The sequence below is a fragment of the Demequina sp. genome (assembly GCF_024642165.1).
GTDB lineage: Bacteria > Actinomycetota > Actinomycetes > Actinomycetales > Demequinaceae > Demequina.
Genome location: NZ_JAHEBP010000049.1, coordinates 1 through 14,644, shown reverse-complemented (window position 1 = coordinate 14,644; position 14,644 = coordinate 1). Strand labels below are relative to the sequence as shown.

Here is a 14,644-nt window from a genome sequence, read left to right as displayed (position 1 = left end):
CGTGGGGCTCGACGCGCTCGCGGGGCTGCCCCTGCCCGTCGCGATCGTCGGCGAGTCGCGGATGGCGCGTGGAGCGGCGCGGGCCCTGGCGCTGGCGCAGGACGCGGCCCTGGGAGGAGCACTCGCCGAGCCCTGGATGCGCTGGTGCGCCGGCGCCCTCCCGGCCGGCTCGGTGGAGGTGGTGGAGCCCGGCGCGCGCCCGGCGTCGGAGGCCGCGACCGTGATCGACGTCGATGCGGGGGCCATCTCGATCCGGGGGCGGCGCATCCCATGGAGGCCGGCCGCGGTGACACCGGCGACCGCAGAGCTGGCCGCCCGCCGTGGCGCCTCCACGGGTGCGTCGGACCTCCCGGCGACCGTCCGCTGGGCCGAGCTCCCGCAGGCCCCGGCGGCGGGGCCGGCATCCTCGGTGCGCGCGCCGCGCCGTCTAATCGCCAGCATCGGCGTCGGCCAGGACGGCGTGGTCGCGCTCGATCTCGATCGCGACGGGCCCCACGTGCTGGTCGCGGGAACCACGGGGTCGGGGAAGTCGGCCCTGCTCGAGACGCTCACCGCGGCGCTCGCGCACGGCCTGGGCCCGACTCACCTCGGAATCGGCCTGATCGACCTCAAGGGCGGCGCGGGGATCGGCGCCTGCGCGGCCCTGCCACACGTCCGCGGACTGCTCACCGACCTGGACGCCTCGCACGCGCGCCGAGCACTGCTGGGCGTGGCCCACGAGTTGCGGGAACGCAAGCGCGCCCTGGCCCGCGAGGGCCTCGCCTCCTGGCGCGAGTGGGAGGCCCGCGGTGGCGCGACGTCGCCCGCACCCGCGCGGCTGCTGCTCGTCGTGGACGAATTCCAGGAGCTGGGCGGGCTGGACCCGCGATTCGTGCCCGAGCTCGCACGGCTGGCCGCGCAGGGCAGGTCCCTGGGCGTACACCTGGTGCTGGCGACACAACGCCCGGCGGGCTCCGTCACCCCCGAGATCCGCGCCAACGTCGGGACCGTGATAGCGCTGCGCACGGCGTCCCCGGCGGAGAGCGTGGACGTGCTGGGCGACGCGGCGGCCGCGGCCCTGGCACCGGACCGCCCGGGGCGCGCGATCGTGGCCACGCCGTCGCGACGCCTCACCATGCAGGCGGCGCTGCCGTTGGCCACCCCCCGCGCGCCGGTGCGGCCCGCGGGCGCGGCTCCCCCACCGGGACCGTCCCTGGCGGAGGCAACGCGAATTCGCTGGCCGGAGACGGGCGCCGAGCCCCTCTGGCTGCCGCCGCTCGACCCCGGTGCCGCGCCGCCTCCCGGGGGCATCGGCTGGGTGGACCTGCCGGCGGCACGGGCGCGCCGGCCGGTGCGCTGGGATCCGCATGGCGGGCCGTGCGTGGTCGTGGGTCCGCGCGGCTCCGGCAGGTCGACGGCGCTCGCGGCCATCGCCGCCGCGGCTCCCGGAGCCGTCGCGCTGCCCGCGGACCCGCGGGAGGCCGCGCGCACCCTCGAGCTGGCGGCGAGCGCGTCCATCCCAGCGCTCCTGATCGACGACGTCGAGCGCGCGTGCGCATCCCTCGAGTCCGTGCTGCGAGGTGCCGAGCAGGCGTTGGAGGCCGTGGCACGCCGGGTTCCCGTCGCGCTGGCGTGCGGGCCGGGTTGGGGGGCCCGCTGGGCGGCGCGGGCGGGCCTGCGGCTCGTGCTCAGCGGTCTCGACCGCGTGGAGCAGACGCTGTGGGGCGTGCCCGCGGACCTGGTCTCCACGTCGCTGGTGCCGGGCCACGCCGTGGCGATCGGCCCGGGCTGGACCGGGGAGTGCAGGATCGCTCGGGCCCCCCACGTCGACGGTCCGCGCCTGGTGGAACCGCTGGTGTGCCCGCCGGGCCTGGCGCCCGACGCCGTCGGAGTGACCGGCGATGCGGCACGCCCGCTGCGGCTGACCGGCGGGGTGGTGGTGGTGGGACCGCCCGGGCGCGAACGCGCGGCGGCGGTCGCGACGATCGCGAGCGCGGGCGCAGCCGTCGACACCTCGGAGCGGCTCGGCACCGGGGCCGGGATCGAGGTGATCGTCGAGCCCGACGCCGCTCACCTCAGGGCGCTCGGCCTCCGGGTCCCGCCAGGGCTGGCGGACGCCGAGCCGGGACCCGGACGCGTGGTGATCCGCAGCGGAAGCGAGCTCGCCGCGGGTCAGCTACGCCCGGCGCCCTCCCCCGACACCCGCTCCGGCTGAGGCCCGTCAGGACGCCGGGCGCAGCGCGTCGCGCGCGCCCAGGACCACCGCGATGCCCACGACCGCCGCGAGCACCGCGACGGGGATGCCGAAGCCGGGGCGGACTCCCGTGAGGTTGATGCCTGCCAGCACCTGCAGGGCCTGCCAGGTGAGCGCCGCGGACACCGCCCAGCGCGCTCCGCGAGCGAGCCCACGCGCCGCCGCCGCCAGCCCCATCGCCACCACCGCGGCGAAGGCGGAGAGCCCCACGGCGAAGGCCGGCTCGGGCAGCGAGAAGGCGTGCACCCCGTATGCGACCGAGGCGACCGCGAGCGCGGCAGCCTCGACGCCGACCCCGACCCAACCGACCGTGCGCCACCGCTGACGCGGGGGCGTCGGAGCGTCCTCGAGGCCGTTCATGGCCATTCCCGGCCGATTGTGACCCAACACACTGGAAACACCTCTTGAAACATGTTCGTTACTTATGCGAACCTTAATGAAGTCGAAACGTGATGGCGCGACGATTCCCACCAACCCCCCGGGGATCGCCGCGCCATGCTATCCCCCAAGGAGATCCCATGGATTGGCGCAACCGCGCAGCATGCCTCGAAGTCGAAGACCCGGAGCTGTTCTTCCCGGTCGGGAACACCGGCCCCGCGCTGGTGCAGATCGAGAGGGCGAAGTCGGTGTGCCAGACCTGCACCGTTCGCGACACATGCCTGCAGTGGGCGATGGAGTACAACCAGGATTCCGGCGTCTGGGGCGGGCTGTCCGAGGACGAGCGCCGCTCGCTCAAGCGCCGCGCCGCACGCGCGCGCCGCGCCGCGAAGTAACCCGCGCCGGCAGCCGCCGGCCGCGCATCGAGCCCCGCGACGGATGACGTCAGCGGGGCTCGATGCCGTTCGTGCCCCGCCCGCGGCTCACAGCCGGGGATCGGAGGCCCGCTCCTCGACGCGCACCCGCACATCGACCACCGAGCCATCCTCGATCTTGCGCCACTCGATCGAGCCCGACAGCTCGTTCATGACCAGAGTGCGGACGATCTGCGACCCAAGTCCGCTCGGGTCCCCCTCGATACCCACGCCGTCGTCCGCGATCTGCACATGGAGCGCGTGTCCGTCCCTGGTCGCTGTGACCGTGATCGTGCCCTGGGCGCGCCCCTCGAAGCCGTGCTCGACCGCGTTCGTCACAAGCTCGGTGATGACGAGCGCGAGCGAGGATGCGTACTGGGCGGGGATGAGCCCGAACTCGCCCGTGTTGAGGATCCGCACCTGCGTGTCGGGGGACGCGACCTCCGCCGCCATGCGGATCGACCGCGACACCAGGTCGTCGAAGTTCACCAGTTCGTCGAGGGTGCCCGACAGCGTCTCGTGGACGAGCGCGATGGTCGCGACCCGCCGCATCGCCTCGGCGAGCGCCTCCTTCGCCTCCGGAGCCTGCACCCGGCGCGACTGGAGTCGCAGGAGCGCCGCCACGGTCTGGAGGTTGTTCTTCACCCGGTGATGGATCTCGCGGATGGTGGCGTCCTTGGTGATCAGCTCACGCTCGCGCCGCCGCAGGTCGGACACGTCGCGGCACAGCAGCACCGCGCCCACCCGCGATCCGTGCTCGGTCACCGGGATCGCGCGCAGCGACAGCGAGGCCCCGTTGGCCTCCAGGTCCGTGCGCCACGCTGCACGCCCCGCGACCACCATCGCGAGGGTCTCGTCGACCACGCCCTGATCCTCGAGGAGTTCGCTGGTGACGCGCGGCAACGACTTGTTCATGAGGGAGCCGTGGACGCCCAGGCGGTGAAAGCACGACAACGCGTTCGGGGACGCGTAGGTGACGTGGCCCACGGCGTCGAGACGCAGCACGCCGTCGCCCACGCGGGGCGCGCCGCGCCGCGGTCCGGTCATCGACGTCCGGACCGGGAACTCGCCGCGGGTCACCATCCGCAGCAGATCGTCCGCGGCACCCTTGTAGTTGAGCTCGAGGCGACTCGACGATCGCGATACCGCCTGCGACACCTCCCGCGTCACCACCGCGATGGGCCGGCCGTCCATCACCACCGGGAGCGCGTCCTCGCGCACCGCGTAGGTCTCGTCCCAGCGGGGCTCTCGCGACGCCACGATCCCCTCCTCCACCAGCGCGCGCCTCAGGTGGGCCACCCGACCCGCCGCGGCACGGGTGCCCACCACATCGTCCAGGTGCACCGTGGGACCGGTGGACGGGCGGCACTGCGCCACCGCCACGAACCCATCCTCGTGCTCGCGCCACATGACCAGATCGGCGAAGGAGAGGTCGGCGATGATCTGCCAATCGGCGACCAGCATGCCCAGCCACTCGGACTCGGCGTCGGTGATCGGACCCTGGACCTCGATGGTCTCGCGCAAGGTAGCCACGGGTCTAGCGTAGGCCGGGGCGAGGACAGCGCTAGCCTGGGTGCAGGGGGTCCGACCGGTGAAGATCACACACAGGCATCATTTCGACGCCAGCCTCGAGTCCGTCTCGGCGATGCTCGCCGACCCAGGCTTCGGGCTCGAGCGCGCTACCGCGATGGGCACCGAGCCGGAATCCGTGGACATCGACCGTCGCGAGGACGGCTCCGCGACGGTGATGGTGCGCGCCCACGTCCCGGCCAGTTCCATCCCGCCGGAGTTCCGCTCCTTCCTCGGTCGGGACCTGGCGATCACGTACACCGAGGTCTGGGAGCCCCCCACCGACGACGATCGCATCGGCACGTTCGCGGTGGACATCGCGGGCACGCCCGGGCACGTCGCGGGCGCGATCGGGCTCACGTCAGAGGGCACCGGAACCGAGCTGCTCGCCACGGGCGACGTGCTTGCGCACATGCCCTGGGTGGGAGCGATGATCGAGAAGGCCGTCGCCGGTGCCGTTCTCCGGGCGTTCACCGCCCAACTCACGGCAGCGGACGCCTGGCTGGCTCGATGACGCGAGCCCGCCAGCTCGCCCTGGTCCTGGCGGGCGGAGCGCTCGGCGGCGCGGCACGCATCGGGATCGCAGAGGTCCTTCCGGCGACCGGTGGCGCGATCCCGTGGGATCTGATCGTCATCAACGTGGTCGGCTCGCTGCTGCTCGCGGCGAGCGTGGCCCGCACCCAGGCTCGCGGCCCGTGGGTGATCTTTCCCGCCGTGGGCCCGGGATTCTTCGGCGGCTTCACCACGTTCTCGTCGATCGCGTGCCTGCATTGGGCGGTGGACACCACGCCCCTCGCCTCCGCCGCGCTGCTCGCGGCGACCATGGTCGCCGCCATCGCGGGCGCGGCCGCGGGCTGGTGGGTGGGCAACCGGCCGCCGACGCCGCTGGACGAGCGCGCGGTCTTCGAGGAGGAGAACGAGTGAGCCCTTGGGCCTACGCGGCCGCCATCCTGGGCTGCGGCGTGGGGGCGTGCCTGCGTTACTCGCTGGGCTGGCTCGACGCGCGCAAGGTGTTCCCTTGGCCCACCATCGTCGCGAACGTGCTCGGCTCGGCGCTGTTGGGCGCCGTGCTCGCCGGGGGGGCCGATGCGCTGCTCAGCCCGGGGTGGATGTTCGCCCTGGGCACGGGGGTGGCGGGCGGGCTGTCGACGTTCTCGTCGTTGGCGCTGGACGTGGTGGTGCTGTGGAAGGACGGTCGCCGATCGGCGGCGACCACCTATGTGGCCGCCACCCTGGTGCTCGGGCTGGGCGCGGCATGGATCGGGTACGCCCTCGCCCACGGCATGGGGTGAGGCGCTACGAGACGGTCACGCCACGCCAGAAGGCGACGCGGCCGCGCACGTGCTCGGCGCGCGGGCGCGGATCGTCGTAGTGCCACGCGGCATCCGCGTTGACCTCGCCGTCGACCACGACGTCGTAGTACGAGGCCTGCCCCTTCCACGAGCACACGCTCGTCAGGGTGGATTCACGCACCAGGTCTGCACGCACCGCCTCGGGCGGGAAGTAGTGGTTGCCCTCGACCACCACCGTGTCGTCCGATTCCGCGATCACCGCGCCGTTCCACATCGCGCGCATTGCTGTCTCCCATCGTGGCTGTGGACACGTCAACGAACGTCGCGGCCCACCGCATTCCCCGCCACGGCGCGGGCGGCCCCGGCCACCGCCAGCACAGCGGCGGCGGTCACGGTCGCCACCCACGGCAGCGACGCCATGAGGGTGACGCACGCCACGGTTCCGGCGGCGCTCGCGACCCGCGGCATCCGCCAGGATGCGACGTGGCCGGCGCCCGCGGCTCGGAATGCGGACGCGCCGGCCACCGCGTAGTAGAGCAGCACCGCGAAGGAGGACATGGCGATCGCGAAGGCGAGACCGCCTGCCCACACCAGCACCAGGGCGGATGCCGCGGCCGCGCCCTCGGCGACCACGGGAACGGCCCTCGCGTTGACGCGCGCGAGGGTGCGGGGCAGGTCGCCCTCACGCGCCATCGCCATGGCGGTGCGACCCACGCCCGCGGTCAGCGCGAGCAGCGACCCGGACGCGCCGGCGACGGCGGCGGCCGTGACCACGCCCACGGGCAGCCAGGTCCCCTCGACCGCATCGGCGAGCGGCGTGGTCGACCACGCCAGATCCTCTCCCAGCACGGCGGGCAGCACCAGTGCGAGAGCGACGTAGCACGCGAGCGCGATGCCCAGCGCCAGGGCGATCGCGAGCGGGATGGTCCGTGCGGGACGCCGCACCTCCTCGCCCAGCGTCGCGATGCGGGCGTACCCGGCGAACGCGAAGAAGATCAGCGCAGACGCGGCGAGCACGCCTCCCACGTGGCCGCCGAAGGCGGTTGCGGGCGCGGCGAGCCAGGAGGATCCGGCGTCCCGAGCCGGCGCGCCCGATGCGGCGACCACCACCGCGATGAGCGCGGCGACCACCGCGGTCGCGACCACCACGCTCGCGGCCGCGGTGCGCGTGACGCCGCGCGAGTTGAGCGCCCATGACGCGACGATGGCGGCGGTCGCGACCACCGGCGCGTGCCCGGGCCACCAGTACTCGCCGATCGCGAGCGCGATGGCCGCGATCGAGGCCGTCTTGCCCACCACGAAACCCGCACCCGCGACGAACCCCGGCCAGGGCCCCAGCTCGGCCCGACCGTACGCATACGCGCCGCCGGCGACGGGGTGCACGGCGGCCAGGTGGGCGGTGGATCCGGCATTGAGCGCCGCCACCAGCCCGGCGAGCAGCACCGCCCAGACCAGCGCGGATCCGGCGTGGGTCGCCGCCGGTCCCCACACCACGAACACGCCCGCGCCCAGGATGGAGCCGACGCCGATACCGGTCGCGCCGACGGCGCCCACGCGGCGCACGGTCACGCGCCGGCACCCTCCGTGCGCTCGGGCGCGAGCTCGTCGAGCACCAGCTCGTCGACCTCGGCCTCGCCGGCCTCGGCCTCCGCGACGGCCTGGGAGGCGCCGCGAGGGCGGCCGGCGCGCACCCAGGCCCAGTAGAGGCCGCCGGCGACCAGGCCCGTCGCGGCCAGCGAGCCGATCGCGGCCGGCCGCGTCAGATTCGCGACCAGTGTGAAGCCGACCGCTACGGCGGCGACCACGTTGAGCACCACCCACCCGGGCCGGCCGTCTCGGTGAGAGAACCGCGCCATCGAGACGAGCCCCATGAGGAAGCTCACGAAGACCGCCACCGCGTAGAACAGGACCAGGCGCTGGTCCCGCGCGCCCGCGGCGGCAACCACGAGCGCCGAGGCGACGAGGAACACCAGCACGCCCACCATGGGCACGTGATGCCGGTTGGTGCGGCCCAGCACCGAGGGCAGCACGCCGTGGCGCGAGGTGCCATCGTCGGAGCGCGCGAGCGCCTTGAGCAGTCCCGGTCCGGCCTGGAAGGAGGACGATGCGGCGGAGAGCAGCAGCAGCGCCGTCGCGCCTTGGAAGGCGGCGAACAGCGCCCGCCCGTCTGCGGCGCGGGCCAGTTCCGCGACGAGCGTGGTGTCCTCGTGGGGAACACCGATGCCGAGCCACACCACCGCGCCGGTGATCGCCAGCGTGAGCGTCCCGACGATGCCGAGCGTCAGCCACAGCGCCCACCGTCCGAAGCTGCGGCGGCCCGAGTCGTCGAGCTGCGCGAGCTGGGCGATCGCCGACGACGGCGCCTCGATGCCGGTGGCGAGGGCCATGGCCACGGGGAACGCGAGCGCCACGGCGATGGGCGCGGAGTGGGTGAGCCCCTCGTACGGCTCGAGCGGCACGCGCGGGTCACCCAGGATCGGTAGCAGCACCGCCACCGCGGTGCCCACGAAGATCACCGTGAGCAGCGCGAAGACGGCCCTGCCCAGATGCCCGAACCACATCAGCCCTGCCACGATCAGCAGCAGCGCCAGCGCGAGCGGCAGCCGAAAGGGCGCCAGGCCGGGCACATACGAGATGATCGCCGAGGATCCGGCGGAGACGGAGATCGCGATGGTGAGCACGAAGTCGACCACGAGCGCGCCCATGGGGACGAACGCGAACCCCTCGCCGAACGCGCCGCCGGCCGCGGCGGCCGAGCCGCCCCCCTCGGGGAATCTCGCGACCAGCTGGTGGTAGCTGGCCACCACCAGGGCCACCACCCCCACCACCGCCGCCATGGCGGGCAGCAGGAGCGCCAGGTTGCCGTCCAGCGCGCGCAGCGCGGCCTCGATCGCGTATGCGACCGAGGACACGGGATCCGCCATCACGGAGAAGGCGAACGCGATGAGCAGGGCCGTGCGGCCGTGCAGCCATCGCAGGCCGGCGCGGCGGGTGGGGGTGTGGGTCACGCTGTTCCCTCGATCGTTCGAGTGGCGCGACGCCGGGCCGGCTCGCCTCCACCGGAGGTCAGCGTAGACCCGCGACGACGCGGCCGGGCGCGCCCCGGGTCCCGGGTCCGGGCCGCGCCCGTCAAGCGGGACCGTCCTCCCAGGCATCGAAGGCCTCGCGGGCGAGCGCGCTGCCCAGGCCGATCAGCTCCGTCGCGCGATGGAAGTCAAGGGTGCCGCACGCGTCGGATGGCACGTTGACCATGACATCCGGCGGGTACCCGGCGAGGCGATACCGCTGCACCGAGTTCTGCAGCGTCTGGAGCGACCGGTCGATGACGTCGAGGGTGCTGATCCCGCCGGGGGCGACGGCGGCCGCCTCGACCGCGGCGTCGACGTCGCCCTCGCCCCGGGACCGCAGGCGATCCGTGATCATGCTGACCAGCCCGGGCTCCGCGACGTGGAACGCCGGCAGGCGCAGGCGGGAGAACGTTCCCGACGCGGGGTCGACGGGCGGTCCGGGGGCATTGCCACCCCTGGCGTTGCCCGCGAGGTTGACGGCGATGATCGCGTCCGCGCGCACGGAGGCGAGCGGGATCACGGGCACCGGGTTGAGGATGCCGCCGTCCGCGAGCAGCCGGCCGTCGCGCTGTATCGGGGTGAAGACCATCGGGATGGCGATGGACGCACGGATCGCCTCCACGATCGGGCCGCTCGTGAACCACACCTCGGACTGCGAGAGCAGGTCGGTGGCGATCGCCGTGTACGGGACCGGCAGGTCCTCGATCACACGGCCGCCCAGGATCTGGTCGATGCGCTGCATGATGCGATCGGCGCGGATCGCTCCCGCTCCCTTGAACGCCGGATCCATCATCCGCAGCACGTCGCGGCGCGACATGCCCTCGACCCATTCGCGGTAGGCCGGGAGCCCTCCCGCCGCCCACAGCCCGCCCACGAGCGCACCCATGGACGCGCCCGCGACGCCCACGATCTCCCACCCGCGCCGCTCGATCTCGTCGATGACGCCGATATGCGCATAACCGCGCGCTCCCCCGCTGCCGAGGGACAGGGCGATGCGGGGGCGCGTGCCGGTGGTCACGGGCTCAGGCTAGCGCCGCGCTACAGCTCGAGGCTGGTGTAGCGGCTGAGGTGATCCCGCACGGCGGCCACCAGGTCGATCGCGTCGGGGTCGAGCATCCACTGCGGGTCGAGTCCGTCGCGCAGGCCCGCGATCTGCGCGGCGGCGACGGGGATCTCGCCGCGCGGGATCGTCAGCAGTCCGCGCTCGTCGAGGTCCTCGAGCGCCTCGGCGGCCCGCGCCCGCACCCTGGCATACCAGCGGCGCATGTAGCCGTGAGCCGGGTGCGACGCGGACAGGGACTCGGCGGCGATCAGGCGGAACATGCGCGTCTCGCTTCCCGCCACCCCACGCGCCGCATCGCGGGCCGCGAGCGCGATGAAGCCTCGCAGGAAGTGCTCGGCGTCGCGGTCGTCCAGCTGGAAGTCGTCCCCGGCGGCCCGCACGGAGCGGTCGAGCACGGCCTCGAGCAGCGCCGCCTTGTCGGGGAAGTGATGCAGCACGCCCGTGTGCGACAGGCCGGCACGCCCGGCGACGTCGCGGATCGACGAGCCGTTGAATCCCTTGTCCGCAAAGGCCTCGACGGCGGCGTCGAGGATCTCCTCGCGCCGTTCGGCGGATGCGACGGCCTGGGGGCTGCGTCGCCGACGCACCTCCACATCATCGGTCAGCGGCATCGGCCCTCCTTCTCGCGCCCACCCTAGCCGCCCGCGCGCGGCGAAGGCCCGGCCCCCGCGCCGGAGCGCGGAGACCGGGCCGCGCCTCGCCTAGCGGACGCCCTTGATGGGCACGATGAGCGCCGCACCCACGGCGCCCGCGACGGCGGCCGCGATGAAGAACGGCGTGAAGTTCTGCGGCATCTCCGCGGTCGCGCCGATCGCGAGCAGCATGGGCGCCACGGCGGGAACCAGGATGTTCGGGAGCGATGCGGCCAGATTCATGATGCCCAGGTCCTTGGCCGCGTCGTCCTGCGAGGGCAACACCTGCGTGATGAGCGCGAAGTCCACGGCCAGGTACACACCCTGACCGATGCCCATCACCACCAGCGCGACCAGGAACCCGGTGAAGCTGTCCGCCACCACGATGAGACCCAGGCCCACGGTGAAGATCACCGCCGAGGCGACCACGAAGGGCTTGCGGCGCCCCACCTTGTCGGACACGCGGCCGGCGATGTTGGCGATCACGAAGGCGATGCCTCCGGACAGCAGGTTGGCGACGAACATCTTGCTCGCGATCTCCACCGGGCTGATGTGCAGACCCAGGATGAGGTAGATCGCCATGTAGGCGTTGACTGCGGCGATCGCGCAGAACACCGCGAAGCGGCTGGCGAACGCGAGCGCGAAGCCCGGGTGCCGCCGAGGGCTCACCCAGAAGGTGCCGAAGGCCTCGCGGAGCTCGAAGGGCGGCCGGTCCTCACGGGCGAGCCGCTCGTCACGCAGCACCACGGCGAATGCGACGAGCGCGAGAGCCGCGAGCACCGCAGGGACCATGATCATGAGGGTGAGGTTCGGCGAGAACAGAGAACCGATCCACAGGCCGATGACGGCTCCCGCGACGCCCGCCGCCCCGAAGAGCGCGGAGGCGGGGCCGCGACGCTCCGCGGCGAACTGGTCAGGGATCGAGGCGCCCAGGGCGGTGAACGCGGAGATCTGGCCCAGGCCCATGATGGCCCAGCCGGCGGCGAGCATGGGCGTCGCGGCGGCGTTCAGCACGAGCAGCGCGCCGAGCAGGATCAGCGCGGCGCCAGCGATCAGATAGGGACGCCGGCGGCCGAGCCGCGACACCGTGCGGTCGCTCAGGCGTCCCATGATGGGGCTGGCGATGAGCGCGGTGATGCCGGCGAGGAGGCTGGCGACGGACACGATGGTGGTCGAGTTGTCGGGGTCGATGGCGGTGGCCTGGAGCGGCATCGTGAGGATTCCCACGGAGAGCAGCGAGGCCATCAGGAGGATCGCGGCGAAGCCGAGCGAGATCAGGAAGCCGGTCCCGGGATTGCGGAAACCGGCCGCCACGGCCTGGTTCTCGTGAATGGCGGAGTCGGCGGGCGACATGGTCATCGTCTAGCACCTTTGCTTGTCGAGGGGGCTCGTCCTCGAGTCCCGGTGCCGGGAACGTATCGCAATTGCCGACCACTTGTAAAGTCAACACATGCCATGTGGTAGAAATGACCTATCGCCCACGTCAAGGAGGACTCCGCGATGACCGTTCCCGCCCTCTTCACGCGCCCCGACCGGAGCGTCGCGGCGCTCGTCGGCGCCGCCTGGATCGCGCCCCACGAGCCCGCGGCCGCACCCGCTGGGGAGCGACCCGCCCACCTGCTGCGGACACGCTTCGAGTGGCACGGCGATGCGGAAGGGGCGTGGCTCGTGGCGACCGCACACGGCATCTACGAGGCATTTCTCAACGGTATCCGAGTCGGCGACCAGGAGCTCACGCCCGGGTTCACCTCCTACCGATCGCGGTTGGAGGTCCAGGAGTTCGACGTCACCGGCCTGTTGCGGCCCGGCACCAACACGCTGGTGCTCCTGCTGTCCGACGGGTGGTTCCGCGGCCGGCACGGCTTCCAGCGTCGGCCCGACGGCTTCGGCACGCGCACCGCGGCCCTCGCGGCCGTGGTGGTCGAGGGATCGGCGGCACCGCTGGCCGCCACGGGCCCCGGCTGGGAGTCGCGCACCAGCCACGTCACGCGTGCGGACCTCATGGACGGCCAGGCCGTGGACCTGACTCTTCTCGACCCAGCCTGGTTCACCGGTGACGGAGACGGCTGGCACGCCGTGCACACTCCGTCCGACGCACTGGTCGCGGACCGCTCGCGGCTCGTCCCCGCGGAGGGGCCTCCGGTCCGGCGCATCGAGGAGCTCTCCCCCACGGCGATCACCACGCCACGGCCCGGCACCGCCGTCATCGACCTGGGCCAGAACATCAACGGCTGGATGCGGCTCACGGACCTCGGCCCGTCGGGCACCCGACTCACCCTCACCCACGGCGAGTCTCTGGACGCGGACGGCCTGGTCACGCTCGAGCACCTGCGCGCCTTCAACTTCGCCACCAAGGAGATGCTTACCGCCGGGCAGGTGGACCAGGTCATCTCCGCCGGGCGCCCCGCGGACGTCTTCGAGCCGCGCCACACCACCCACGGCTTCCGCTACGTCCAGATCGACGGGGTCCCCGAGGGCCTGGACCTCTCGGGAGGCCGCGGCGTCGTGGTCCACACCGACCTCGCACGCACGGGAGAGTTCGCATGCTCGGACCCCCGCTTGGAGCGCCTGCACGAGGTGGTGCGCTGGAGTCTGCGCGGCAACGTGTGCGCCGTGCCCACGGACTGCCCGCAGCGCGAGCGCTCGGGGTTCACCGGGGACTGGCAAGTGTTCGTCGCCACCGCGGCGCTGCTCGCGGACGTGGACGGCTTCTCCCGCCGCTGGCTGCGCGACCTCGCGGCGGATCAGTGGACCGACGGCCGCGTCCCCACCGTCATCCCCAACCCGGCGGGCGCGCAGCCGTCCGGCGACGCGTTCGAGGACATGTCCGCCGGGTCCGCCGGGTGGGGCGACGCCGCGGCCATCGTCCCCTGGGAGCTCTGGCGCGCGTACGGCGACGCCGACGCGCTGGCCGAGCAGTTTCCGGCCGCCCTCGCCTGGGTGCGCTACGCGGCCGGACGCGCGGCGGCGGGCCGCCACCCCGACCGCGCGGCCGCCCGGCCCGTCGAGGCGCCGCACGAGCGCTACCTGTGGGACACGGGCTTTCACTTCGGCGAATGGCTCGAGCCCGGCGTGCCGCCACGGCCGGACCCCGCCGTCGACCACGGCATCGTCGCCACCGCCTTCCTGCACCGCTCCGCGCACCTGGCCGCGCTCATGGCGGGCATCGTGGGACGGGACGATGCGGCCGCGGAGTGCCGCGAGATCGCGGATGGCGCGCTGGCCGCCTGGCGTGCCGAGTACCTCCAGGAAGACGGCACGCTCGCCGAGGAGAGCCAGGGACACTACGTGCGCGCCCTCGCGTTCGGCCTGGTAACCGAGGCCTTGCGACCCCAGACGGCGTCACGTCTCGCGGCGTTGATCGAGACGGCGGGCGAGCACCTGGGCACCGGATTCCTGGCGACGGGCCAGCTGCTGGAGGTGCTGGCCGACAACGGCCAAGAAGCGCTCGCACACCGCCTGCTGGTGAGCACGGGCCAGCCCTCGTGGCTGGGGATGCTCGACGCCGGCGCCACCACCATGTGGGAGTGGTGGGACGGCATCGACGCGGAGGGAGCCGTGCGCGGTTCCCTCAACCACTACTCGAAGGGCGCGGTCGCATCGTTCCTCCACACCCATGTGGCGGGGATCCGGCTGCCCGCCGCGCCCGCGGCCGGAGAGTCCGCCTACCGACGCGTCACCATCGCCCCCGTCCCCGGGGGCCTGACCCGCGCGTCGTCCACGCTAGCGACTCCGGCGGGCGAGCTCGCCGTGTCGTGGCAGATCGCGGAGGGCGTGTTCACGCTCGACGTGACGCTGCCGGCGGCCACCACCGCGACGGTCTCCCTGCCCGACGGAACCACCACCGTGGTGACCGGCGGGACCCATCGATGGATCGCCCGCACCGCGGGCGCCGCACCCGAGGAGGGCTGATGTACTCGAATCCCGTCATCAAGGGCACGGCTCCCGACCCCTCGGCGATCCGCGTGGGCGAGGACTACTACCTGGCGACGTCGA

The 14,644-nt window shown here is 73.4% G+C and carries 14 protein-coding genes; 6 read left to right on the top strand and 8 right to left on the bottom strand.

Annotation, left to right across the window (positions count from 1 at the left end):
• On the top strand, positions 1 to 2,194 hold a 2,194-nt coding region (locus Q0L54_RS06275), incomplete at its 5' end, for an FtsK/SpoIIIE domain-containing protein (protein ID WP_296666306.1).
• 6 nt (positions 2,195 to 2,200) lie between these two features.
• On the opposite strand, the gene Q0L54_RS06270 is transcribed toward Q0L54_RS06275, so the two are convergent.
• A complete protein-coding gene (locus Q0L54_RS06270) occupies positions 2,201 to 2,599 on the bottom strand; it encodes a hypothetical protein (RefSeq protein ID WP_296666305.1) in 399 nt (132 codons plus the stop codon).
• Positions 2,600 to 2,751: 152 nt separating this feature from the next.
• Here Q0L54_RS06270 and Q0L54_RS06265 point away from each other — a divergent pair, with 152 nt between their 5' ends.
• Positions 2,752 to 3,006: a WhiB family transcriptional regulator gene (locus tag Q0L54_RS06265; RefSeq protein WP_296666303.1), complete on the top strand. Its 255-nt coding sequence runs from the start codon at positions 2,752 to 2,754 to the stop codon at positions 3,004 to 3,006.
• Positions 3,007 to 3,093: 87 nt separating this feature from the next.
• Here Q0L54_RS06265 and Q0L54_RS06260 read toward each other — a convergent pair whose 3' ends face one another.
• Positions 3,094 to 4,557 (bottom strand): sensor histidine kinase, encoded by a 1,464-nt coding sequence (locus tag Q0L54_RS06260; protein WP_296666301.1) that lies wholly within the window; start codon positions 4,555 to 4,557, stop codon positions 3,094 to 3,096.
• A gap of 58 nt (positions 4,558 to 4,615) precedes the next feature.
• On the opposite strand from Q0L54_RS06260, the gene Q0L54_RS06255 reads away from it, so the two are divergent.
• The 3 genes from Q0L54_RS06255 to Q0L54_RS06245 are packed head-to-tail and all read left to right on the top strand — an operon-like array spanning position 4,616 to position 5,885.
• Positions 4,616 to 5,107, top strand: coding sequence for a DUF2505 domain-containing protein (locus Q0L54_RS06255; protein WP_296666300.1), 492 nt, complete (start codon positions 4,616 to 4,618; stop codon positions 5,105 to 5,107).
• On the top strand, positions 5,104 to 5,517 hold the full coding sequence (locus Q0L54_RS06250) for a CrcB family protein (protein ID WP_296666299.1): 414 nt from the start codon (positions 5,104 to 5,106) through the stop codon (positions 5,515 to 5,517). Before Q0L54_RS06255 ends, Q0L54_RS06250 begins: the two co-directional genes overlap by 4 nt.
• On the top strand, positions 5,514 to 5,885 hold the full coding sequence (locus tag Q0L54_RS06245) for a CrcB family protein (RefSeq protein WP_296666298.1): 372 nt from the start codon (positions 5,514 to 5,516) through the stop codon (positions 5,883 to 5,885). Before Q0L54_RS06250 ends, Q0L54_RS06245 begins: the two co-directional genes overlap by 4 nt.
• A gap of 4 nt (positions 5,886 to 5,889) precedes the next feature.
• Here Q0L54_RS06245 and Q0L54_RS06240 read toward each other — a convergent pair whose 3' ends face one another.
• The 6 genes from Q0L54_RS06240 to Q0L54_RS06215 all read right to left on the bottom strand — a co-directional run bounded on the left by Q0L54_RS06240 (position 5,890) and on the right by Q0L54_RS06215 (position 12,007).
• Positions 5,890 to 6,168 carry a DUF427 domain-containing protein gene (locus Q0L54_RS06240; protein ID WP_296666297.1) on the bottom strand — a complete coding sequence of 93 codons (279 nt, stop codon included), beginning with the start codon at positions 6,166 to 6,168 and terminating at the stop codon, positions 5,890 to 5,892.
• A 29-nt stretch (positions 6,169 to 6,197) separates the two neighbouring features.
• Entirely contained in the window at positions 6,198 to 7,454 is a 1,257-nt protein-coding gene (locus Q0L54_RS06235) for an APC family permease (protein ID WP_296666295.1), read from the bottom strand.
• Positions 7,451 to 8,893, bottom strand: coding sequence for an amino acid permease (locus tag Q0L54_RS06230; protein ID WP_296666293.1), 1,443 nt, complete (start codon positions 8,891 to 8,893; stop codon positions 7,451 to 7,453). Before Q0L54_RS06230 ends, Q0L54_RS06235 begins: the two co-directional genes overlap by 4 nt.
• 121 nt (positions 8,894 to 9,014) lie before the next feature.
• A complete protein-coding gene (locus Q0L54_RS06225; protein ID WP_296666292.1) occupies positions 9,015 to 9,971 on the bottom strand; it encodes a patatin-like phospholipase family protein in 957 nt (318 codons plus the stop codon).
• Between the two features lie 20 nt (positions 9,972 to 9,991).
• Positions 9,992 to 10,627 carry a TetR/AcrR family transcriptional regulator gene (locus Q0L54_RS06220; RefSeq protein WP_296666291.1) on the bottom strand — a complete coding sequence of 212 codons (636 nt, stop codon included), beginning with the start codon at positions 10,625 to 10,627 and terminating at the stop codon, positions 9,992 to 9,994.
• Between the two features lie 90 nt (positions 10,628 to 10,717).
• Positions 10,718 to 12,007 carry an MFS transporter gene (locus Q0L54_RS06215; RefSeq protein WP_296666289.1) on the bottom strand — a complete coding sequence of 430 codons (1,290 nt, stop codon included), beginning with the start codon at positions 12,005 to 12,007 and terminating at the stop codon, positions 10,718 to 10,720.
• A 141-nt stretch (positions 12,008 to 12,148) separates the two neighbouring features.
• Here Q0L54_RS06215 and Q0L54_RS06210 point away from each other — a divergent pair, with 141 nt between their 5' ends.
• Complete coding sequence (locus Q0L54_RS06210; protein WP_296666287.1) at positions 12,149 to 14,560, top strand: alpha-L-rhamnosidase; 2,412 nt, start codon at positions 12,149 to 12,151, stop codon at positions 14,558 to 14,560.
• The last annotated feature ends 84 nt before the right edge of the window (positions 14,561 to 14,644 follow it).

Coding starts and splice junctions, on each gene's coding strand:
- Q0L54_RS06270 (WP_296666305.1), bottom strand. CDS start 2,599: ATGGCCATGAACGGCCTCGAGGACGCTCCGACGCCCCCGCGTCAGCGG.
- Q0L54_RS06220 (WP_296666291.1), bottom strand. CDS start 10,627: ATGCCGCTGACCGATGATGTGGAGGTGCGTCGGCGACGCAGCCCCCAG.
- Q0L54_RS06210 (WP_296666287.1), top strand. CDS start 12,149: ATGACCGTTCCCGCCCTCTTCACGCGCCCCGACCGGAGCGTCGCGGCG.
- Q0L54_RS06250 (WP_296666299.1), top strand. CDS start 5,104: ATGACGCGAGCCCGCCAGCTCGCCCTGGTCCTGGCGGGCGGAGCGCTC.
- Q0L54_RS06215 (WP_296666289.1), bottom strand. CDS start 12,007: ATGACCATGTCGCCCGCCGACTCCGCCATTCACGAGAACCAGGCCGTG.
- Q0L54_RS06265 (WP_296666303.1), top strand. CDS start 2,752: ATGGATTGGCGCAACCGCGCAGCATGCCTCGAAGTCGAAGACCCGGAG.
- Q0L54_RS06240 (WP_296666297.1), bottom strand. CDS start 6,168: ATGCGCGCGATGTGGAACGGCGCGGTGATCGCGGAATCGGACGACACG.